The organism is Uliginosibacterium sediminicola, assembly GCF_039631295.1.
Lineage (GTDB): Bacteria > Pseudomonadota > Gammaproteobacteria > Burkholderiales > Rhodocyclaceae > Viridibacterium > Viridibacterium sediminicola.
On sequence record NZ_JBDIVE010000016.1, the window covers coordinates 20,535 to 41,272 of the forward strand.

Annotated in this window: 17 protein-coding genes; 8 read left to right on the forward strand and 9 right to left on the reverse strand. The window is 64.0% G+C overall.

Annotated elements, in window-relative coordinates:
- Window positions 1-31 precede the first annotated feature (31 nt).
- The 3 genes from ABDB84_RS19070 (at window position 32) to ABDB84_RS19080 (ending at window position 3,182) form a co-directional block, all read left to right on the forward strand.
- Window positions 32-466: a hypothetical protein gene (locus tag ABDB84_RS19070; RefSeq protein ID WP_345921373.1), complete on the forward strand. Its 435-nt coding sequence runs from the start codon at window positions 32-34 to the stop codon at window positions 464-466.
- A 66-nt stretch (window positions 467-532) separates the two neighbouring features.
- Entirely contained in the window at window positions 533-1,603 is a 1,071-nt protein-coding gene (gene rlmM, locus ABDB84_RS19075; protein ID WP_345921374.1) for a 23S rRNA (cytidine(2498)-2'-O)-methyltransferase RlmM, read from the forward strand.
- 103 nt (window positions 1,604-1,706) lie between these two features.
- The gene (locus ABDB84_RS19080; RefSeq protein WP_345921375.1) at window positions 1,707-3,182 is read left to right on the forward strand and encodes a DEAD/DEAH box helicase; all 1,476 of its coding nucleotides are present in this window, start codon (window positions 1,707-1,709) and stop codon (window positions 3,180-3,182) included.
- 49 nt (window positions 3,183-3,231) lie between these two features.
- Here ABDB84_RS19080 and ABDB84_RS19085 read toward each other — a convergent pair whose 3' ends face one another.
- Genes ABDB84_RS19085 through ABDB84_RS19105 form a run of 5 tightly spaced genes read right to left on the reverse strand, consistent with a single transcriptional unit; the run spans window position 3,232 to window position 7,810 of the window.
- Complete coding sequence (locus ABDB84_RS19085) at window positions 3,232-3,693, reverse strand: DUF192 domain-containing protein (RefSeq protein ID WP_345921376.1); 462 nt, start codon at window positions 3,691-3,693, stop codon at window positions 3,232-3,234.
- Window positions 3,690-4,709, reverse strand: a complete 1,020-nt coding sequence (locus ABDB84_RS19090; protein WP_345921377.1) for a CapA family protein — start codon at window positions 4,707-4,709, stop codon at window positions 3,690-3,692. The genes ABDB84_RS19085 and ABDB84_RS19090 overlap by 4 nt, the downstream gene beginning before the upstream one ends.
- Entirely contained in the window at window positions 4,706-5,095 is a 390-nt protein-coding gene (locus ABDB84_RS19095; protein ID WP_345921378.1) for a hypothetical protein, read from the reverse strand. The genes ABDB84_RS19090 and ABDB84_RS19095 overlap by 4 nt, the downstream gene beginning before the upstream one ends.
- Window positions 5,092-5,568, reverse strand: a complete 477-nt coding sequence (locus tag ABDB84_RS19100; protein WP_345921379.1) for a cyanophycin metabolism-associated DUF1854 family protein — start codon at window positions 5,566-5,568, stop codon at window positions 5,092-5,094. The genes ABDB84_RS19095 and ABDB84_RS19100 overlap by 4 nt, the downstream gene beginning before the upstream one ends.
- Window positions 5,561-7,810 carry a cyanophycin metabolism-associated ABC transporter gene (locus tag ABDB84_RS19105; protein WP_345921380.1) on the reverse strand — a complete coding sequence of 750 codons (2,250 nt, stop codon included), beginning with the start codon at window positions 7,808-7,810 and terminating at the stop codon, window positions 5,561-5,563. Before ABDB84_RS19105 ends, ABDB84_RS19100 begins: the two co-directional genes overlap by 8 nt.
- Before the next feature lie 213 nt (window positions 7,811-8,023).
- Between ABDB84_RS19105 and ABDB84_RS19110 the strand changes: the two genes are divergently transcribed.
- Both ABDB84_RS19110 and cphA read left to right on the forward strand, forming a co-directional pair.
- A complete protein-coding gene (locus tag ABDB84_RS19110; RefSeq protein WP_345921381.1) occupies window positions 8,024-10,201 on the forward strand; it encodes a cyanophycin synthetase in 2,178 nt (725 codons plus the stop codon).
- A 41-nt stretch (window positions 10,202-10,242) separates the two neighbouring features.
- Window positions 10,243-12,810 (forward strand): cyanophycin synthetase, encoded by a 2,568-nt coding sequence (gene cphA, locus ABDB84_RS19115; RefSeq protein WP_345921382.1) that lies wholly within the window; start codon window positions 10,243-10,245, stop codon window positions 12,808-12,810.
- 48 nt (window positions 12,811-12,858) lie between these two features.
- Here the strand turns inward: cphA and ABDB84_RS19120 are convergent, their stop codons facing one another.
- Complete coding sequence (locus tag ABDB84_RS19120; protein ID WP_345921383.1) at window positions 12,859-13,437, reverse strand: pseudouridine synthase; 579 nt, start codon at window positions 13,435-13,437, stop codon at window positions 12,859-12,861.
- Window positions 13,438-13,539: 102 nt separating this feature from the next.
- On the reverse strand, window positions 13,540-13,746 hold the full coding sequence (locus tag ABDB84_RS19125; RefSeq protein WP_345921384.1) for a cold-shock protein: 207 nt from the start codon (window positions 13,744-13,746) through the stop codon (window positions 13,540-13,542).
- A 542-nt stretch (window positions 13,747-14,288) separates the two neighbouring features.
- On the opposite strand from ABDB84_RS19125, the gene clpS reads away from it, so the two are divergent.
- The 3 genes from clpS to ABDB84_RS19140 all read left to right on the forward strand — a co-directional run bounded on the left by clpS (window position 14,289) and on the right by ABDB84_RS19140 (window position 18,887).
- A complete protein-coding gene (clpS, locus tag ABDB84_RS19130) occupies window positions 14,289-14,597 on the forward strand; it encodes an ATP-dependent Clp protease adapter ClpS (RefSeq protein WP_345921385.1) in 309 nt (102 codons plus the stop codon).
- A complete protein-coding gene (clpA, locus tag ABDB84_RS19135) occupies window positions 14,598-16,874 on the forward strand; it encodes an ATP-dependent Clp protease ATP-binding subunit ClpA (protein WP_345921386.1) in 2,277 nt (758 codons plus the stop codon). It begins immediately after the preceding gene.
- Window positions 16,875-17,036: 162 nt separating this feature from the next.
- Window positions 17,037-18,887, forward strand: a complete 1,851-nt coding sequence (locus ABDB84_RS19140) for an EAL domain-containing protein (protein WP_345921387.1) — start codon at window positions 17,037-17,039, stop codon at window positions 18,885-18,887.
- A 64-nt stretch (window positions 18,888-18,951) separates the two neighbouring features.
- On the opposite strand, the gene ABDB84_RS19145 is transcribed toward ABDB84_RS19140, so the two are convergent.
- Together ABDB84_RS19145 and ABDB84_RS19150 are read right to left on the reverse strand one after the other, a co-directional pair.
- Window positions 18,952-19,281: a cupin domain-containing protein gene (locus ABDB84_RS19145; RefSeq protein ID WP_345921388.1), complete on the reverse strand. Its 330-nt coding sequence runs from the start codon at window positions 19,279-19,281 to the stop codon at window positions 18,952-18,954.
- A 71-nt stretch (window positions 19,282-19,352) separates the two neighbouring features.
- The gene (locus ABDB84_RS19150) at window positions 19,353-20,726 is read right to left on the reverse strand and encodes a phosphomannomutase/phosphoglucomutase (RefSeq protein WP_345921389.1); all 1,374 of its coding nucleotides are present in this window, start codon (window positions 20,724-20,726) and stop codon (window positions 19,353-19,355) included.
- Between the last annotated feature and the right edge of the window lie 12 nt (window positions 20,727-20,738).

The window sequence follows — 20,738 nt, forward strand, 5'->3', positions numbered from 1 at the left end:
GGTCACTTACCGGTTTTTGCAAGGTCATTCCATGTCACCACGTCTGCTCGCAATCCTTGTGTTGTTGCCGCTTGCCGCCTGCGAGCGGCTCGGCATTCCAGACCCGGCCAAAGATGCAGCGGACCGCGAAGCCGAGGGGCGGGCCATCGGCAGCGCCTGCCGTCAGTCGGGGCGCGCGCTGGAGGACTGCTTCACGCTCAATCTCAAGGCGTCCAAGTCGGCCATCTTCAACGGCTGGAAGGAGATGAACGACTACATGACCGAGAACAAGATCGACACCGTCAAACCCGAGCTGCCCCTGCCCGGCATGCCCAAGAACAAGGGCGGCGATAGTGATGCGGGCGATGCGCAGTCCGACGCGGCGGAGGACAAAACGCTCTCGCGCACCGAACGGCGGCGGCGCGCCGAGGCCGCCAAGGAAGCTGAAAGTGGCAAGGATGCAGGCAAGGACAGCGCCAAGCACTAGCCACAACCGGCGGGTTGTGGGCCCTGCTGTGTATACTCGCCGCCTTTGCTGCCTACCCATGCTGCCATGCAGATTCAAGCTACAGGATTGATCCTTCACTGCCGCGCCGGCTTCGAGAGCGAGGTCGCTGCCGAAGTGCTGGCGCGCTGCGAAGAGCATGGTTTCCTCGGTGTCGTGCACAGCCAGCCGGATACCGCCATCGTGCGCTTTGCGCTGCATGATGCGGTGCCCTGGCAAAGCCTGCTTGCCATCACTCCGTTTGCCGACTGGATTTTCGCCCGCGAGCGGCATGCCTGGATTGGCAGCATTGCGGATCTGCCTACGCAAGACCGTGCCGGCGTCATCGCCCAGGATCTGGCCGTGCGTGGCCTGCGCTGCGGACGCGTGATCTGCGAATTCGCCGACACCAACGCCGCCAAGGAAGTCTCGGGCTTCCTGCGCCGCTTCACCCCGCATCTGGAGAAAGCGCTGAGCCGTGTTGGCGTGCTTACGCCCTCAGAAACCGCGCCGACTTTGCATCTTTTTTTCGATACCTCGGCCGCCTGCGAGATCGGCCTCTCGGCGCCCGGCGACGCCTCGCCCTGGCCGATGGGCGTGCCGCGTCTGCGCATGCCGCGTGGCGCGCCGAGCCGTTCCACGCTCAAGCTGGCCGAAGCCTTTTATGCCCTGATGAGCGAAAAGGAACGCGACAAAAGCCTGCGTGCCGGCTTGCGCGCCGTCGATCTGGGCGCCGCGCCGGGCGGCTGGACCCTGCAATTCGCGCAGCGCGGCGTGCATGTCACGGCGGTCGATAATGGCCCGCTGTCCGCCGAGGTGCTGGCCACCGGGATGGTCGAACACCGGCGTGCCGACGGCTTTACCTGGCGCCCGCCCAAGCCGGTCGACTGGATGGTTTGCGACATGGTCGAGCAGCCGGCGCGGGTGGCGGTGCTGATGGCTGACTGGCTGGTCAAGGGCAATTGCCGGCGCACGATCTTCAACCTCAAGCTACCGATGAAAAAGCGCTTCAAGGAGATCGCCCACTGCCGCGAGCTGATCGACAAGCGCCTGCGCGAGCAAGGCCTGCGCTACACCTTGCGGATGAAGCATCTGTACCACGACCGTGAGGAAATCACCGCTTATTTGACCCTGATTTGAGCCCACGCTGCCCATTGCGCGGAGCGCATGCAGGGTTTACAGCCAGCTGCGGGTATACTCGTGCGTCGTACACGATATTCGCCGGATTGAAACCGGATTGCCAATGAGCTTTGCTGAACTTGGATTGAGTCCCGAACTGCTGCGTGCTGTGGAAGAGGCCGGTTACACCGAACCGACGCCGATCCAGCGCCAGGCCATTCCCGTCGTGCTGGCGGGTGGGGACGTGATGGGCGGTGCGCAGACCGGCACCGGCAAGACCGCCAGTTTCACCCTGCCGTTGCTGCATCGCCTGTCGCGCCATGCCAGCACCAGCACTTCGCCAGCGCGCCACCCGGTGCGCGCGCTGATCCTCACGCCGACGCGCGAGCTGGCGATGCAGGTCTTCGAGTCGGTGCGCACCTACAGCAAGTACGTGCCGCTGCGCAGCACCTGCATCTACGGTGGCGTGGACATGAAGGCGCAGATCGCCGAGATGCGCACCGGCATCGAGATCGTCGTCGCCACGCCGGGCCGCCTGCTCGACCACGTCGAACAGCGCAGCATCCAGCTGGGCCAGGTCGAATTCCTGGTCCTCGATGAAGCGGACCGCATGCTCGACATGGGCTTCATCCCGGACATCCGCCGCATCATCAGCCTGCTGCCGCAAAAACGGCAGAGCCTGCTGTTCTCGGCGACCTTCTCGGACGAGATCAAGAAGCTCGCCGACAGCATGCTGCAAGCGCCGCAGCTGATCGAAGTGGCACGCCGCAACATGGTCAGCGAGACCATCAGCCACATCGTTCACCCGGTCTCCACCAGCGTCAAGCGCGAGCTGCTGGCCAAGCTGCTGGCTGAAGGCGATACCACCGACCAGATGCTGGTCTTCGTCAGCACCAAGTTCGGCTGCAGCCGCCTGACCCGCCACCTCGAAAAGGAAGGCATCTCGGTCGACGCCATTCACGGCGACAAGGGGCAGCAGCAGCGCACCGAAGCGCTCGAAAAATTCAAGGCCGGCGAAACCCGCGTGCTGGTGGCGACCGATGTCGCCGCGCGTGGCCTGGACGTCGATGATCTGCCCTGCGTGGTGAATTTCGAGCTGCCGCCCAATCCTGAGGATTACATTCACCGCATCGGTCGTACCGGCCGTGCGGGCAAGACCGGCAAGGCGATCTCGCTAGTTTCGCCGGAAGAGCAGCCGCGCCTGTCGGCGATCGAGCGCATGATCAAGCTCAAGGTCACCCAGGTCATGGTGCCGGGCTTTGGTCCCGAGACCACGCCGGAAGAATTGCCGCGCCCGCGCCGTAGCCGTCCCGAATCGAGCGAAGGCGGCCGTGAGCGCCCGGCACGCCCTGAGCGCAGCCGCAGTGCCGAGTCGGACAGCGGCGAGCGCAGCAGCTTCTCGCGTACGCGCAGCAAGCCCAGCAATATGGTGGCGCCGGACGGTTTCGATTTCTCGCGCCCCTACGCGCCGAGCGCTGCCGAAACGGGCGCTGAAGCGGCGGCCGCCAGTCAGACTGGCAGCGCTGACAAACCGCGTCCGGCGAATGGCCCGGCACGGCCGCTGGCCTTCCTGCTCGGCGGTTCGCGCAAGCCGTCCTGAGGCGGCTTGCGGCGCGCTGTCCTGCAGCGCGCCGTGAATGCGCGCGTTTTCAGCGTGCGCCGAAGCGCGTCAGATCTTCAAGCTTGCTGCCCGGCTTGATGTTCTTGGCCTTGAACCAACCCTTGTTCATCTCCAGCGCAAAACGCGCCGGCTTGCTCGCGCAGTGGTTGTCCTCGGTCTGCGGCAGCATCTCTTCGATGTTGATGATGCGGCCTTGCTCATCGAGGAAGGCCACCGATAGCGGGATCAGGGTGTTCTTCATCCACATGCAGTACTGCTGTGTGCTGTCGAAGACGAACAACATGCCGGCATTGCTGGGCAGACTCTTGCGGTACATCAGGCCTTGCTCGCGGGCGGGCTCGTTGGCCGCCACTTCGGCATCGATGCGCCACATGCCCAGATTCAGCTCGGTGCGCGGGAACTGGATCTCGGCCTGCGCGGCCGTTGCCAGTAGGGCGCTGCCGGCCAGGCACAGGTGCAGCAGTCGTGTGCGCAGGGCTTTCATCTTCATCGCTGATTCCTCTTCTCAGGTGTGGTCGGGCGCTGGTTTGGCGCGCAGTGTGCGATCCGGCCGTGCGGCGCGGCGCCACAGGGCGTGGTACCCGTGGTCTTCAGGCTGGGGACGCCATCTTCGTCCATGAACACGGCGCGCGTAGTCCAGCTCTGCAGCCCCTTGCGGTCCAGTTCCAGACGCAGCAGCCAGCCGGTGCGCAGCTCATCGCTCTTGAAGCTGTCAAAAACCAGATTGCCCAGGCTGTAGACGATCAGCTTGCCCTTGTAATACTCGGCGCCCTGGGTGATGTGCGGGTGCGTGCCGACGACCAGGTCTGCGCCGGCATCGATCATGATGCGTGCCAGTGTGCGCTGGCGTGCGCTCGGTTCAGGTTCGCGTTCCCAGCCCCAGTGCATGAAGGGAATCACCAGATCAGCGCCGGCACGGCGGGCGGCACGGATGTCGGCAACGACATGACTGTCCTCGCTCCAGGCCACGCCCGGCCAGTCAGGGCCGGCTTCAAAGCTGCGCGGCTTGAATTCGTTGTACGCGAGCACGGCGATGCGCAGGCCGTTGCGTGTGATCCACAGCGGCGCGTGCGCTTCCTGCAGATTGCGGCCGCCACCAAAATGCGCAATGCCCTTGGCGTCGAGATGGCTGATCGTTTCGACGAAGGCCTGCTTGCCGTAATCGCCGGCATGGTTGTTGGCCAGCGAGACGGCATCGAAACGCTTCTTGACGATGTCCAGCACCGCCGGCTGGGCGCGGAAGGTGAAGATCTTGCTGGCCAGCGCTTCACCCGTGGTGGCGACCGGGCATTCGAGATTGGCGATGCGGTAATCAGCGCTGCCGAGGAAGTCGCTCAGCCCGGCCAGTGGGTCACCGCCGGCGGCGATCACGCGGCCGGGGCCGTCGTCGAGCATCAGGTCGCCGCCTAAGATCAGCGACACCTTGGGCGCCGGCGCAGGCGCCGGGGCGGCCAGCAGCGGCAGGGCGAGGAGCAGCGCGGCGAAGGCGGCAATCCGTTTTTTCATATGCGCTCGCACCAGTATTCGAGTTCGCCATCGCGAACCGGTTCATAGACGCGTTGCAAGCCGCTGAAGCCGAATTGCGGGCGATTGCTCAGCGGCCAGGCATGCGTGCTGTGCTGGATGATCACCGGCGAATCTTCATGATCGGCATAGACGTAGATCTTGGCGGCTGCGGTGTCGCGTGGCGTGGTTTGCAGCACGATGCGGAACAGGAAGTAGGAGCCGATCTGCACTGTCGGCACCGCGTAGGGCGAGGCCACCGGCTGTGCGCGCAGGGTGCGCGTTTCGCCGCCGTAGCTGACATGGCATTGCACGCCGGGCGTCGCGGCCGGGGTCGCGCTGCTGGCGAGCAGAGCGAGGCTGGCGAGGAAGCAGCGCGCGCGGCTCACAGGAAGCGGTCCAGAATGCGCCGGCTGATGCGGTCCATGCCGTAGCGGTTGCGGATCAAAAATTGCACGCCGTGGCTGTCGGCGATCAGCAAGGTGCCGTCGGCGACGCGGCGGATGTCTTCTTCGCCACGCAGGATGAAGCGCGTCTCGCCACGATCTGTCTCCACCTCCCATTCGCTGGGCGTGGCGAAGGTCGAGACCTTGCGGATGCTGCGGATCTCCGGCATGAATTCGCGATTGCGCAATTCCTCTTCGATCAGGCTGCGCTGCGCCGCCGGCAATTGCTGCAGGCTGTCGATCCAGGCCAGTTCGTGACCGTCGATGCTGATCAGCGAGATGCCTTCGTCAGGTGCGGCAATCGGAAAGGCGCGCACCGGCACCACGCCTTCATGTGTCGTGCCCTCTGCGTCGACGAACAAGAGCTTGCCGAAGGCGTTACGACGCAGGTCGAGGACAGTCTGGATTTCACTCATGGCTGACTCCTGCGGCTTCGGCGGCCTGTGCTTCATTGCGCGCCTGGGCTTGATAGAGACGATGGTAATGGCCTTGGCGCGCCATCAGTTCTTCGTGATTGCCGATTTCGACGATCTTGCCGCGATCCATCACGACCAGGCGATCGGCCTTGCGCAGTGTGGACAGGCGGTGCGCGATGGCCAGCGTGGTGCGGCCCTGCACGAGGTTGTCGAGTGCGCGCTGGATTTCCTTTTCGGTCTCGGTATCGACCGAGGAGGTCGCTTCATCTAGGATCAGGATGCGCGGGTTGATCAGCAGGGCACGCGCAATCGAGATGCGCTGGCGTTCGCCGCCGGACAAGCCCTGGCCGCGCTCGCCGACCAGCGAGTCGTAACCGTGCGGCAGGCGCAGGATGAACTCGTGCGCATGTGCGGCGCGTGCGGCGGCGATGATCTCGGCGCGTGTGGCGTCCGGCTTGCCGTAGGCGATGTTGTCGGCAATCGTGCCGAAGAACAGGAAGGGCTCCTGCAGCACCAGACCGATATGCTTGCGGAATTCGGCGACCGGTAGCGAGCGGATGTCGATGCCATCGACGCGGATGCTGCCTTCGGTGACGTCGTAGAAGCGGCAGATCAGATTCACCAGGGTGCTCTTGCCCGAGCCGCTGTGGCCGACCAGGCCGATCATCTCGCCAGGCTGGATGTCCAGGCTCACGCCGCGCAGCACGGCGCGGTTGCCGTAGCGGAAACCCACATCGCGCACGCTGATGGCACCTTCAACCTGGGCCAGATGCTCGGGCTGGGTGGGCTCGGGCACGCTCGATACGTGGTCGAGAATATCGAAGATGCGCTTGGCGCCGGCCGCCGCTTTTTGCGTCACCGAGACGATGCGGCTCATCGAATCGAGGCGGCCGTAGAAACGGCCGATGTAGGCGAGGAAGGCGGTCAGCGTACCGACCGTGATGGCGTGGTGCGAGACCTGCCAGATGCCGAAGGCCCACACCACCAGCAAGCCGACTTCGGTGAGCATAGAGACCGTCGGCGAGAACAGCGACCAGGTCTTGTTGAGGCGGTCATTGATCTGCAGATTATGCTGATTGGCTTCGCGGAAGCGTTTCGTCTCGCGCGCTTCCTGCGCAAAGGCCTTGACCACGCGGATGCCGGGAATGGTGTCGGCCAGCACATTGGTGACTTCGCCCCAGACGCGGTCGATCTTCTCGAAACCGGTGCGCAGGCGGTCGCGCACGACATGGATCATCCAGGCGATGAAGGGCAGTGGCAGCAAGGTCACCAGGGCCAGCCAGGGATTGATCGAGAAGAGGATCACCGAGGTCATGGCGATCATCAGCACGTCGGTAATGAAGTCCAGCGCGTGCAGCGACAGGAACACGCTGATGCGGTCCGATTCCGAACCGATGCGCGCGATCAGGTCGCCGGTGCGCTTGCCGCCGAAATATTCGAGCGAGAGCTTGAGCAGGTGCTCGTAGGTCGTGGTGCGCAGGTCGGCGCTGATGCGCTCGGAGACCAGGGCGAGGATATAGGTCTTGGCCCAGCCCAGCGCCCAGGCCAGCAGGGCGGCCCCGAGCAGGCCGCTGAGGTAGAGCGCCACGCGCTGCGGATCGATCTCGCGGCCGTCCTGGAAGGGAATCAGGATCTCGTCCATCAGCGGCATGGTCATGTACGGCGGCACCAGGGTCGCCGCCGTGCTGGCCAGCATCAGCAGGAAGCCGCCGAGCAGGCGTCCCTGGTAGGGGCGCGCAAAGCGCCACAGGCGCAGCAGGGTCCAGGTCGAGGGCGGTGTGTGGTTCTCGGCGCTGCACACCGGGCATTCTTCTTCATCCGGCTCCAGCGTTGCCTTGCAGGTCGGACAGACCGCGCTTTCCGGCTCGCTCAGCAGCTGGCCGGTGCGCTGCGTCTGCTGGCGGTCGAATTCCTTGAGCAGGCGCAGCGCAGCGAGGTTCTGGCCCAGCGTATAACGCCAGTGATCCAAGCGCTGCTGCGTGTCGAGCAGTTCCAGGATGCCGACGCCGGCGTGATCGGAGACCTGCAGCTGCAGCCCAGGCTGCAGCGGCCAGCTGCGCCAGTCCTCGCTGCCCTGCGGGCTGGCCAGGATGCGCTCGGTGCTGAGGACGACGTAGCGGCGGGCGAAATGCAGATGCTCGTCAAGATCGGTTTCCAGCCAGAGCAGGGCTTCTTCGCCCGCTTTGAGCGGCGGCGTCGGGATGCTGGGTGCGGTGTTGGGAAGGGCGTGTGCAGTCGTCATCGAGTCGTTTTGGGTTGGTGCGTACAGCTTTGTCCGGCCTGAAAAGCCCGACCAGACGCAATTGTCCATGAGAAATGCCCCTCATGTGTGGGCCAGCGCTGGATTGGCGGGGGCTAACAGCGGATAATCCGCAGGTTTTGAGCGAGCTCGCCGTAAACTCCTGGCTAGCTCGCGCGTTGAATGCGGGCCACCTTGTTGCAGCAATAACGATTCATGAGCCAAAGAGACATACAAATCCTTGCAATGAGGTCGCTACGCGGCCCCAATATCTGGACCTATCGCCCGGCACTCGAAGTGCTGATCGATATCGGCATTCTGGAAGATTCCCCCTCCAATACCTTGCCCGGCTTCTACGAGCGCCTGTCGGCCTGGCTGCCGGGCCTCATCGAGCACCGCTGCAGCTATGGCGAGCGGGGCGGCTTCCTGCGCCGGGTTGAAGAAGGCACCTGGCCGGGGCATATCCTCGAACACGTGACGCTCGAACTGCAGACCATGGCCGGCCAGAAGACCGGTTTTGGCAAGGCGCGCAGCACCTCCAGGCGCGGCGTCTACAAGGTCGTGGTGCGTTCGCGCCAGGAAGAAGTGACGCGCGCTGCGCTGCTGGCGGCGCGTGAGCTGATCCTCGCCGCCATCGAGGACAAGCCCTTCGATGTCGCCGCCCATGTGGCGCAGATCACCGAGCTGGCCGATTCGCTGTGCCTGGGGCCGAGCACCAATTGCATCGTCGAAGCCGCCAGCGAGCGCGGCATCCCTTCGATCCGCCTGACCAAGGGCAATCTGGTCCAGCTGGGCTACGGCGCGCGCCAGCGTCGCGTGTGGACCGCCGAGACCGACCAGACCTGCGCGATTGCCGAGAGCATCGCCAGCGACAAGGATCTGACCAAGAGCTTGCTCGCCTCCTGCGGGGTGCCGGTGCCGGAAGGGCAGATCGTCGCCAATGCTGACGAAGCCTGGGAAGCGGCCGAGGATATCGGCGTGCCGGTGGTGGTCAAGCCCAGCGATGCCAACCACGGACGTGGCGTGTCGCTGAACCTGACGACGCGCGAAGAAGTCGTCGCCGCTTTCGCCCTGGCCGAACAAGAGGGCAGCGAAGTCATCGTCGAGCGCTTCATCCGCGGTGACGAACATCGCCTGCTGGTGGTCGGCGGCAAGGTCGTCGCGGCGGCGCGCGGTGAGGCCGCCTGGGTCACCGGTGACGGCCAGAGCAGTGTGCTGGCGTTGATCGACAGCCAGCTCAATTCCGACCCGCGACGCGGCGAGGCCGAAGAGTTCCCGCTCAGCAAGATCACCCTGCAGGAATTTCCGGGCATCGTGCTGCAATTGCAGCGTCAGGGCCTGACGCCTGAGTCGGTGCCCGAAGTGGGTCGTCGTGTGCTGGTGCAGCCCAATGGCAACATGGCTTTCGATGTCACCGACGAAGTGCATCCGGAAGTCGCGGCGCGGGTGTCGCTGGCGGCGCGCATCGTCGGGCTCGATATTGCCGGCGTCGATCTGGTGGCCGAAGACATCTCGCGTCCGCTCGAAGCGCAGGGCGCCGCCATCGTCGAAGTGAATGCCGGTCCGGGCTTGCTGATGCACTTGCAGCCGGCCGTGGGCAAGCCGCGCCAGGTCGGCGTGCCGATTGTCGACCATCTGTTCCCCGATGGCGAAAGCGGCCGCATCCCGCTGCTGGGCGTCAGTGGCAGCGAACACACCACGCGGGTGGCACGCCTGCTCGCCTGGCTCTTGCACATCGATGGCCGCCATGCGGGTCTGGCCTGTCGTGACGGCCTGTTCCTCGATCAGCGCAGCGTCGAGAGTCGCGATTGCGCCAACTGGGAAGCCGGTCAGCGCGTCCTGCTCAACCGCAATGTCGAGGCGGCGGTGTTTGAAACCCCGGCCGCCAGCATCCTTGCCGAGGGTCTGCCGTACGACCGCTGCGATGTCGGCGTGGTGACCAGCTTGCGCCACGATGACTCGGTCCTGCCCTACGATATTCTCGACAACGAACAGCTGGCCGGCGTGCTGCGTACCCAGGTCGATGTGGTGCTGGCGCAGGGCGCCGCGGTGCTCAATGCCGACGATCCGGCGGTGGCCGCGATGGCCGAGTATTGCGATGGCGAAGTGCTGTTCTACAGCGAGAACGGCGCCGCCGAGGTGTTCACCGCGCATCTGGCGGCAGGTGGGCGCGGAGTCTTCCTGCGCGAAGGGCGCATCGTGCTGGCCAGTGCCGAGGGCGAGCGCGTGCTCGGCAGCGCGCCGACCCAGCCGCTGGCCGCCACCTTGGCCGCCAGCGCCGCAGCTTGGGCTCTGGGCATGAGTCCGGATGTCATCAATACCGGCATCGACAGTTTCGAGTCCAGCCTCGCCAAACCCATTGAAAGCGTGCGTCGCAAGCGCACAGCCCGCTGAGTGCGTCAGCATCCAGTGCAAGAACAGACAGGAATGAATTGATGGAAGTCTCCCGCATCCGCGCACTGCGTGGCCCCAATTTGTGGAGCCGCCACACGGCCATCGAGGCCATCGTCAATTGCGCGCCCGATGAATGCGCCCTGATCGATCTGGCCGGCTTCGACGCACGCCTGCGCGAGCTGTTTCCGCAGATCGGCGAAATCGAAACCAGCGATAACGACGAAGCCTCACTGGCCCACGTGCTTGAATTCGCCGCCCTCGGTCTGCAGGCGCAGGCCGGTTGCCCGGTGACTTTCAGCCGGACGAGTGCCACCGGTGAGCCCGGCCAGTACCAGGTGGTGGTCGAGTACAGCGAAGAGCAGGTCGGCAAGCTGGCGTTCGAACTGGCACAAGCGCTGATCAAGGCGGTGTTGAGCCAGGGCAGCTTCGATCTGGCTGCGGCCCTGCATCAGCTGCGCGAGCTCGATGAAGACATCCGCCTCGGGCCGTCGACCGGTTCCATCGTTTATGCGGCGGTGGCGCGCGGCATTCCGTATCGTCGCCTGACCAGTGGCAGCATGGTGCAGTTTGGCTGGGGCAGCAAACAGCGGCGCATCCAGGCCGCCGAGATCGACCGTACCAGCGCGATCTCCGAATCCATCGCGCAGGACAAGGAACTGACCAAGAAGCTGCTCGAAGCCGCTGGCGTGCCGGTGCCCAAGGGCCGCCCGGTGAGCAGCGCCGACGATGCCTGGGCGGCGGCCAACGAGATTGGTTTTCCGGTCGTCGTCAAACCGCAGGACGGCAACCAGGGCAAGGGCGTGACGGTGAACATCACCACGCGCGAGCAGCTCGATGCCGGCTACAAGGCGGCCTTCGAGATCAGCGATGAAGTGCTGGTCGAACGCTTCCTGCCCGGCCACGATTTTCGCATGCTGGTGGTCGGCTCGCGCCTGGTCGCAGCGGCGCGTCGCGAGCCGCCGCTGGTGGTCGGCGACGGCGTGCATACCGTGCGCGAGCTGGTCGACGAGGTCAATCGCGATCCGCGCCGTGGCGAAGGACATGCCACCTCACTGACCAAGATCCGCTTTGACGACATCGCCAAGGCGCGCCTCGCCGCCCAGGGCTTGCAGCCGGATTCGATTCCGCCCAAGGGGCAGCGCGTCATCCTGCGCAACAACGCCAATCTATCGACCGGCGGCACCGCCACTGACGTGACCGACGATGTGCATCCGGATCTGGCCGCGCGCGCTGTTGCGGCGGCGCAGATGGTTGGTCTGGATGTCTGCGGCGTGGACGTGGTTTGCGAATCGGTGCTGCGCCCGCTCGAAGAGCAGGCCGGCGGCATCGTCGAAGTGAATGCCGCGCCTGGTTTGCGCATGCATTTGTCGCCGTCCTACGGCAAGGGCCGCAAGGTGGGCGAGGCGATCATCGACGAGCTCTACGCACCCGGCGACGATGGCCGCATTCCGGTTGTTGCCGTGACCGGCACCAATGGCAAGACGACCACGGTGCGCCTGATCGCCCACATTCTCGGCACCAGCGGCTTGCGCACGGCGATGACCAATACCGACGGCATCTACGTGCAGGGCAAGCGCATCGACACTGGCGACTGCAGCGGCCCGCGCAGTGCGCGCAATGTGCTGATGCACCCGGACGTCGACGCGGCGGTGTTCGAAACCGCACGTGGCGGCGTGCTGCGTGAAGGCCTGGGCTTTGACCGCTGCAAGGTGGCGGTGGTCACCAACATCGGTCTGGGCGACCATCTGGGCCTCAATTTCATCACCACGGTTGAAGATCTCGCCGTGCTCAAGCGCGTCATCGTGCAGAACGTCGCAACCAATGGCTACGCCGTGCTCAACGCGGCGGACCCGATCGTTGCGGCCATGGCCGCCAGCTGTCCGGGGCAGACCATTTTCTTCGCCGCCGATCCGCTGCATCCGGTGATCGTCATGCAGCGTGCCCAGGGCAAGCGCGTGGTGTTCATCGAAAAGGGCGCCCTGGTGGCGGTGGAAGGGCGCAGCAATATCCGCATTCCGCTGGCGCAGATTCCGCTTACCCGCAATGGCAGCATCGGCTTCCAGGTCGAGAACGTGATGGCTGCCGCCGCCGCGGCCTGGGGCGCAGGCACCGACTGGAAGGCGATTGCCGAGGGCCTGGCCAGCTTCTCCAACGACACCGACAACGCGCCCGGCCGCTTCAATGTCTTCGACTACCGTGGCGCCACCCTGATTGCCGACTATGGCCACAATCCGGACGCCATCGCAGCCCTGGTGCGTGCCGTCGACGGCATGCCGGCCAAGCGTCGCATGGTGGTGATCAGCGGTGCCGGTGACCGTCGCGATGAGGACATCCGCCAGCAGACCGAGATCCTCGGCGACGCTTTCGACGAGGTCGTGCTCTATCAGGACGCCTGCCAGCGTGGCCGCGCCGATGGCGAAGTCATCGCCCTGCTGCGTCAGGGCCTGGTCGGTGCCAAGCGCACCACGCTGACCGAGGAAATCCGTGGCGAATTCGTCGCCATCGACCACGCGCTGGCGCGCTTGCAGCCGGGCGATCTGTGCCTGATCCTCATCGATCAGGTCGAGGAAGCGCTGGCGCACATCGCCCAGCGCGTCAAAGAAGGCTGATCTTTGCCGGCGGGCCGGCTTGGCGCTGTGTGCGCCAAGCCCCTGCCTTCAGCTGCGTACGCGCCAGCTGCGCCGCACGGTCGGCGGTGGCAGCGCATCACGCCATTGGCCGGGCTGCAGTTCGCCGAGCGACCATTCACCGATCGACAGGCGAATCAGGCGCAGCGTCGGCAGGCCGACCTTGGCGGTCATGCGCCGCACTTGGCGGTTACGCCCTTCAGTCAGCACGATTTGCAGCCAGGCGGTCGGCACGCTCTTGCGAAAGCGCACCGGCGGCTCGCGGCTCCATAACCAGTCAGGCTCGGCCACCACCTGCGCCTGGCAGGGCAGGGTGCGCCGCGCATCGATCTCGACACCTGCGCGCAGCTGCGCCAGCGCCGTTTCATCCGGCTCCCCTTCAACCTGTACCAGATAGGTCTTCGGCTGTTTGTGGCGCGGATCGGCGAGGCTGTTTTGCAGTTTGCCATCATCGGTGAGCAGCAGCAGGCCCTCGCTGTCGGCGTCGAGCCGGCCGGCGGCATAGACATGCGGCACGCTGACCAGATCGGCCAGGGTGCGGTGTCCCAGTTCGCTGGTGAATTGGCTGAGGACGCCGTAGGGCTTGTTGAGCAGGATGATGCGTGACATGGATCGGGAGCAATGAAAAAGGCCCGCAGAAGCGGGCCTTGGAGTGTGCCACAGGCGGGCGCGCAACTGGCGCCTGGCCGCCTCCTGACACCTGCGCAGCGATCAGGATGCGCGCTGGATGTTCGAGGCTTGCTTACCCTTGGGGCCTTGCAGCACGTCGAAGGAGACCTTTTCACCTTCCTTCAGCGACTTGAAGCCGTTCATGGTGATGGCAGAAAAATGTGCGAACAAATCTTCGCTGCCATCATCGGGGGTGATAAAGCCAAAGCCTTTTGCGTCGTTAAACCACTTAACAGTACCGGTTGCCATCTCGTCTTCCTCTAACTCTTTTTTGGTGTCTTACAAACATCGGCGACTTGTCCGAACCGCCTCTGGAGGTCCTGGTCAGGAACCAGGGCGCCCCAATTGCGTGCCATCGTGTGAGTGCTGGCTGCCGTTCGGGCACAGCGGGCTTGTACGCCATGGCAAAGGCGCCGTCAAGGTGTGGTGCAGCGCTGAAAATGCGGCGCTGCGGAAGGATTTATCAAAATCGAAAAGTGCTTTGCGCTGCTCGGCATGCGTGTTGCTAGCTGTAAAGTGCAGAGAATCAGTGCTGAGGCTTGTAATTACAGGATGTGTCCTGATCTAGGGCATAGCGGAGCTGCAAGACACTGGACATTGAAAGCTTTGTTGCGCTGCAATGTGTGTGTTGTGAAGTTTTTTGTCAGAAATGTTGTGGCGCTGTGCCGCGAATGTATCGGATGCAACACAGCGCGGGCGGGTTTGGCGGTGTTTTGAAAGCGCGAGCAGCGTTATCAGACTGTGACAAACCTTGTATTGAAGTTCAGTTTGAAGCGATTAGAATGGGTCGCATGGCAACCCGCAAACATACCGAATCGATACTTGAGGCTGAGCGGACGAAAGTTCAGCCGCCACGTTTATACAAGGTGTTGTTGCTCAACGACGACTTCACCCCGATGGACTTTGTAGTAACGGTCCTGCAACGCTTTTTTTCGATGGACCGGGAACGCGCCACGCGTGTGATGCTCGAAGTTCATCGTGATGGACGGGGAATCTGTGGTGTTTTCCCGCGTGATGTTGCCGCGACCAAGGTCGAGCAAGTCAGCAGTTTTGCCAGGCAGCATCAGCACCCTTTGGCCTGTGTGATGGAGGAAGAGTAAATGATTGCGCAAGAGCTGGAAGTCAGTCTCCACATGGCCTTTGTTGAAGCGCGTCAGAAGCGCCATGAGTTCATTACCGTCGAGCATCTGCTATTGGCTTTGCTCGACAATCCTTCCGCCGCCGAAGTGCTGCGCGCCTGCGCGGTCAATATCGACGAGCTGCGGCGTGAGCTGAGCAAGTTCATCGCCGAGCACACGCCGACCGTGTCGGGTTCGGAAGAGATCGACACGCAACCGACCCTGGGCTTCCAGCGCGTCATCCAGCGTGCGATCCTGCATGTGCAATCCTCGGGCAAGAAGGAAGTGACCGGCGCCAATGTGCTGGTTGCCATCTTCGGCGAGAAGGATTCGCACGCGGTGTACTTCCTGCAACGTCAGGGTGTTACCCGTCTCGACGTGGTCAATTTCATTTCGCACGGCATCGCCAAGACGCCGTCGCAAGCGCAACCTTCGCAAGGCAGCAAGTCCGAAGAGTCTGCCGAGAACGGCGAGGGCGAAGCCGCCGGTGCCGGTGGCGCGCTGGAAAGCTACACGCAGAACCTCAATCAGCAGGCCCTGGTCGGCAAGATCGACCCGCTGATCGGCCGCGACAAGGAACTCGAACGCGTCATCCAGACGCTGTGCCGCCGCCGCAAGAACAATCCGCTGCTGGTTGGCGAAGCTGGCGTCGGTAAGACCGCGATTGCCGAAGGTCTGGCGCGCCGCATCGTTGAAGGCCGGGTGCCCGAAGTGCTTGAAAACGCCCAGGTTTACGCGCTCGACATGGGTGCCCTGCTGGCCGGCACCAAGTATCGTGGTGACTTCGAGCAGCGCCTGAAGGCGGTGCTCAAGCAACTGGTCGAGAACCAGAACGCGATCCTCTTCATCGATGAAATCCACACCCTGATCGGTGCGGGCGCTGCCTCGGGCGGTACGCTGGACGCCAGCAACCTGCTCAAGCCAGCGCTCTCCTCGGGGCAGATGAAGTGCATCGGGGCGACCACCTACAACGAATACCGCACGATCTTCGAGAAGGATCACGCCTTGTCGCGTCGCTTCCAGAAGGTCGAGGTCAACGAGCCTTCTGTCTCCGAAACCATCGAGATCCTCAAGGGGCTCAAGAGCCGTTTCGAAGAGCACCATGGCATCAAGTATTCGGCTGCGGCGATCACCAGCGCGGCCGAACTCTCGGCGCGCTTCATCAATGACCGCCATCTGCCGGACAAGGCCATCGATGTGATCGACGAGGCGGGTGCTGCGCAGCGCATCCTGCCCAAGAGCAAGCAGAAGAAGACCATCGGCAAGGGCGAGATCGAGGACATCGTGGCCAAGATCGCACGCATTCCGCCGCGCTCGGTCTCCAATGACGACCGCGCCGCGCTGGCCAATCTGGACCGCGACCTGAAGAACATGGTCTTCGGTCAGGATCCGGCCATCGACGCGCTGGCCAAGGCGATCAAGATGTCGCGCTCCGGCCTGGGCAATCCGCTCAAGCCGATCGGCTCCTTCCTGTTCAGCGGCCCGACCGGTGTCGGCAAGACCGAGGTCGCACGTCAGCTCGCTTACACCCTGGGTATCGAGCTGGTGCGCTTCGACATGTCCGAATACATGGAGCGTCACGCGGTCAGCCGCCTGATCGGCGCGCCTCCGGGCTATGTCGGCTTCGACCAGGGCGGTCTGCTCACCGAAGCGGTGAACAAGAAGCCGCATTGCGTGCTGCTGCTCGACGAAATCGAGAAGGCGCATCCGGACATCTACAACATCCTGCTGCAGGTCATGGACCACGGCAAGCTCACCGACAACAACGGGCGTCAGGCCGATTTCCGCAATGTGATCATCATCATGACCACCAATGCGGGCCAGGAAGCGCTGACCAAGAGCACCATGGGCTTTACCAGCAGCAAGGCGCCGGGCGACGAAATGGGCGAGATCAAGCGCTTGTTCACGCCGGAGTTCCGCAACCGTCTGGACGCGACGATCTCCTTCAAGCCGCTCGATCGCGAGATCATCATGCGCGTGGTCGACAAGTTCCTGTTGCAACTGGAAGCCCAGCTGCAAGAGAAGAAGGTCGATGCGACCTTCTCCGACGCGCTGCGTGCCTGGCTGTGCGAAAAGGGTTTCGATCCGCTGATGGGCGCCCGCCCGATGTCGCGCCTGATTCAGGACACCATCCGTTCGGCGCTTGCCGACGAGCTGCTGTTCGGCCGTCTGGCCAGCGGTGGTCGGGTCAGCATCGATGTCGACGACAAGGGCGAGGTCAAGCTGCACTTCGACGAACTGGAAACGGCGCCCGCCTGATCCTCGTTTCGCTCAATACCAAGGCCCGGCTTGTCCGGGCCTTTTCTTTTGGGCGCGGCGCGCGGGCGCAAGCTTCACAAAAGCTTCATTCAAGCAATGAACAATGTGGCCGATCACAGAGTGCCGCCAGGTGGTGGGCGGCGTCTTTCGAGGATCGAAGTCATGCAAGTCATAGAAGAAGCCGGCCTGGGCAGCGTCCGCACACTGATGGCGAACAATGCGCTGTCGGTGGTGTTCCAGCCGATTGCGCACCTGGGCGAGGCCAGTCTGTTCGGTTACGAGGCCTTGGTGCGTGGCCCGCAGGAGACGCCCCTGCATCGCCCCGACGCGCTGTTTGCGGCGGCTGCGCGCGAGGCCTGCGGCATCGAGCTGGAGCTGCATTGCTGCCGTCTGGCAATCCGCGAATTCGCCCGCCAGCGCAGCAGCGGCAAGTTGCTGCTCAATCTGAGCCCGCATGCGCTGGTCGGTTCGCAGGCCGAGCAGCGTGCGGCCTTGCTCGATTACGCGCAGCGCATGGGCATCCTGTCCTCACGTCTGATCGTCGAACTGACCGAGCATGATCGCGTCACCCAGCCCGAGGTCTACAAGGCTGCGCTGGCGCCCTGGCGCAGTGCGGGTGTTTTGCTGGCGCTGGATGATTTTGGCGATGGCCGTTCCAGCCTGCGCGCCTGGACCGAGTTGCGCCCCGATCTGGTCAAGATCGACAAGCACTTCGTGCAGGGCGTGCATGCCGACAATGAGCGCTTCGAGGTGCTGCGGGTGCTCAAGTACATCGCCGAGCGCTTTGGCGGCAAGCTGGTGGCCGAGGGCATCGAGGCGGATGCCGACCTGGCCGTGCTGCGCGACATGGGCATCTGCTACGGTCAGGGCTTCCTGCTCGGGCGCCCGGCGCCGCTGGTGCAGCAGACTCTGCCGCAAGCCGTGCTCGATACCCTGCATGCGCGCCAGCTGGCGGTGTTTCCGGAAGTGCGCACGGCCGTGCATAGCAGTCTGACGGCTGAGACGCTGATCGCGCCGGTGCCGCCGGTGTCGGCGAATATGCGCAATGCCGAGCTGGCGCGGCGCTTCATGGAGCAGCCGGCCCTGCACGCGGTGGCGGTGGTGTCCGACGATATGCGCCCGCTGGGCCTGATCAATCACCAGGCCTTCATCGATCGCTATGCCCAGCCGTATCACAAGGAACTCTACGACCGTAAGGCATGTTCGCTGTTCATGAACAGCGCACCGCTGATCATCGAGCAGGACACGCCGCTGATGAATCTGGTCGATGTCTTGCGCGGCGACGACCAGCGCTATCTGGTCGATGGCTTCATCATCTGCCACGAGGGGCGCTATGTCGGCTTGGGCACCGGCGAGCGCCTGGTGCGCGCGGTGTCCGAGCTTCGCATCGAGGCGGCACGCCATGCCAATCCGCTGACCGCCTTGCCGGGCAATATCCCGATCAGTGAGCACATTGATCGCCTGCTGACCGGGCAGGCGCCCTTTGTCGCGTGCTATTGCGATCTGCGTCACTTCAAGCCCTTCAATGATTGCTACGGCTACTGGCGGGGCGATGAAATGATCCGTCTGGTCGCCAGCTTGCTGCTCAATCATTGCGATCCGCTGCGCGATTTCGTCGGCCATGTCGGTGGCGACGACTTCGTGGTGCTGATGCAGAGCGAAGACTGGGAAGCGCGCTGCCGTGCGGTGATCGAGGCCTTCAATACGCGCAGCCGCAGCCTCTACGACGCTGAGGCACTTGAGCGCAAGGGGATCGAGTCGGAGGATCGCCACGGCAATCCGAGCTTCTTCCCGCTCAGCTCGCTGGTGATTGGTGTGGTGCGCGTCGAAGCGGGGGCGCTGGCCTGCCACGAGGATGTGGCCACTGCGGCGGCGGCAGCCAAGCGCGCGGCCAAGCATCAGCCAGATGGCTTCTTCATGCAGGAGGCGTCGTTCGGTGGCGATGTGCAGGGCGCGCTGAGCAAACGGCCGCGCATGCATCCCCTGCATCGCGCCTTGTGTTCGAACATCTGAAGCTGGGTGAATAAAAAAGCCCGTGCGCCGGAGGGCGGACGGGCTTTGGCTGGAGTGATCGCGATCAGGCCTTGCGGAAGTCTTCGCGCGGCGGGCTGAAGGTGTCGTAGAGCAGGGTTTCCTCGCCTTGTTTGGCGAGAAAACCATGTGGCAGGCCGCTGGGGACAAAGATCACGTCACCCTGGCGCATTTCGTACTGCTGGTCGACGATGGTGTAGGTGCCGCCGCCATAGACCACCAGGGTCGTCTGTTCGTGCGGATGGCTGTGCATATAGCCTTCGGCGCCAGGCTGGAAGTGCACTTCCACCTGCATCAATTGCGTGCCGTCGGCGACGATGCGGCGTTTGACGCCGCCACCCAGCTCTTCCCAGTCAGGTTTCTTCAGTTCAGGCATCTCGGACCTCCGTGTGTTGCGTGGTGATCGAAGCGGCCAACCGGGTTTCGGCCGGCCGCTTCCATGAGGACTTAGAACGGCAGCGTCAGGCCGGGCCAGGCAGCGCTGATGGCCTCGCGGAACACCGCCTGGATGCGTTCGAGCGCAGCGGCATTGTCTGCCTCGAAGCGCAGCACGACAACCGGCGTGGTGTTCGAGGAGCGCGCCAGGCCAAAGCCGTCGGCAAACTCGACGCGCAGACCGTCGATGGTGATGCGCTCGGCTTCGCCGTCGAATTTCAGCGCTTGCAACTTGGCCACCAGCTGGGCCGGTTCGCCTTCCTGCATCTTGATGTTCAGCTCGGGCGTGCTGACGGCGTTCGGCAGCGCCTTGAGGATGGCGTTGGCGTCCGGGCTGCGCGAGAGGATCTCGAGCAGGCGCACACCGGTGTAGAGACCGTCGTCAAAGCCGTACCAGCGTTCCTTGAAGAACATGTGGCCGCTCATCTCGCCGGCCAGCGGTGCGCCGGTTTCCTTGAGCTTGGCCTTGACCAGGGCGTGGCCGGTGTTCCACATCACCGGCTCGCCGCCATGCTGGCGGATCCACGGTGCGAGGTTGCGCGTGCATTTGACGTCGTAAATGATCTGGCCGCCGGGCACGCGGCTCAGCACGTCGGCGGCAAACAGCATCAGCTGGCGGTCCGGGTAGATGATCTCGCCATCCTTGGTGACCACGCCGAGGCGGTCGCCGTCACCGTCGAACGCCAGGCCGAGTTCGGCATCGCTGCTCTTGAGCGCGGCGATCACGTCTTCGAGGTTTTCCGGCTTGGAAGGATCCGGGTGATGGTTGGGGAAGTTGCCGTCGACTTCGGAGAACAGCTCGACCAGTTCGCAGCCGAGCCTCTTGTAGAGCTCGGGCGCGGTGTTGCCGGCGACGCCGTTACCGCTGTCGAGCACGATCTTCAGCGGGCGGGCCAGCTTCACATCGGCGAGGATGCGCTCGATGTAGGCTTGGCGCACATCGGTGTGCGAGATCTTGCCGGCGCCGTGGGCGAAGTCGTTTTCGATGATGCGGCGGCGCAGGTCCTGAATCATGTTGCCGTACAGCGTCTGACCGCCGAGCACCATCTTCAGGCCGTTGTAGTCGGGCGGGTTGTGGCTGCCGGTGATCGACACGCAGCTGTGGGTGTCCAGATGGTAGGCGGCGAAATAGGTGATCGGCGTGGCGACGCAGCCGATGTCGATGACATCGATGCCGGCGGCGGTGATGCCCTCGGCCAGCGCGGCGGCAAAGGCGGGGCCGGAGAGGCGACCGTCACGGCCGATGACGATGGCCTTCTGACCACGCGCCAGGGCTTCGCTGCCCAGCGCCTGGCCAATGCCGCGCACGGTTTCAACGGTCAGGCTCTTGTCGACGATGCCACGGATGTCATAGGCCTTGAAGATTTCTGCTGCGGGTTGCGTCATGTGCAAAACACT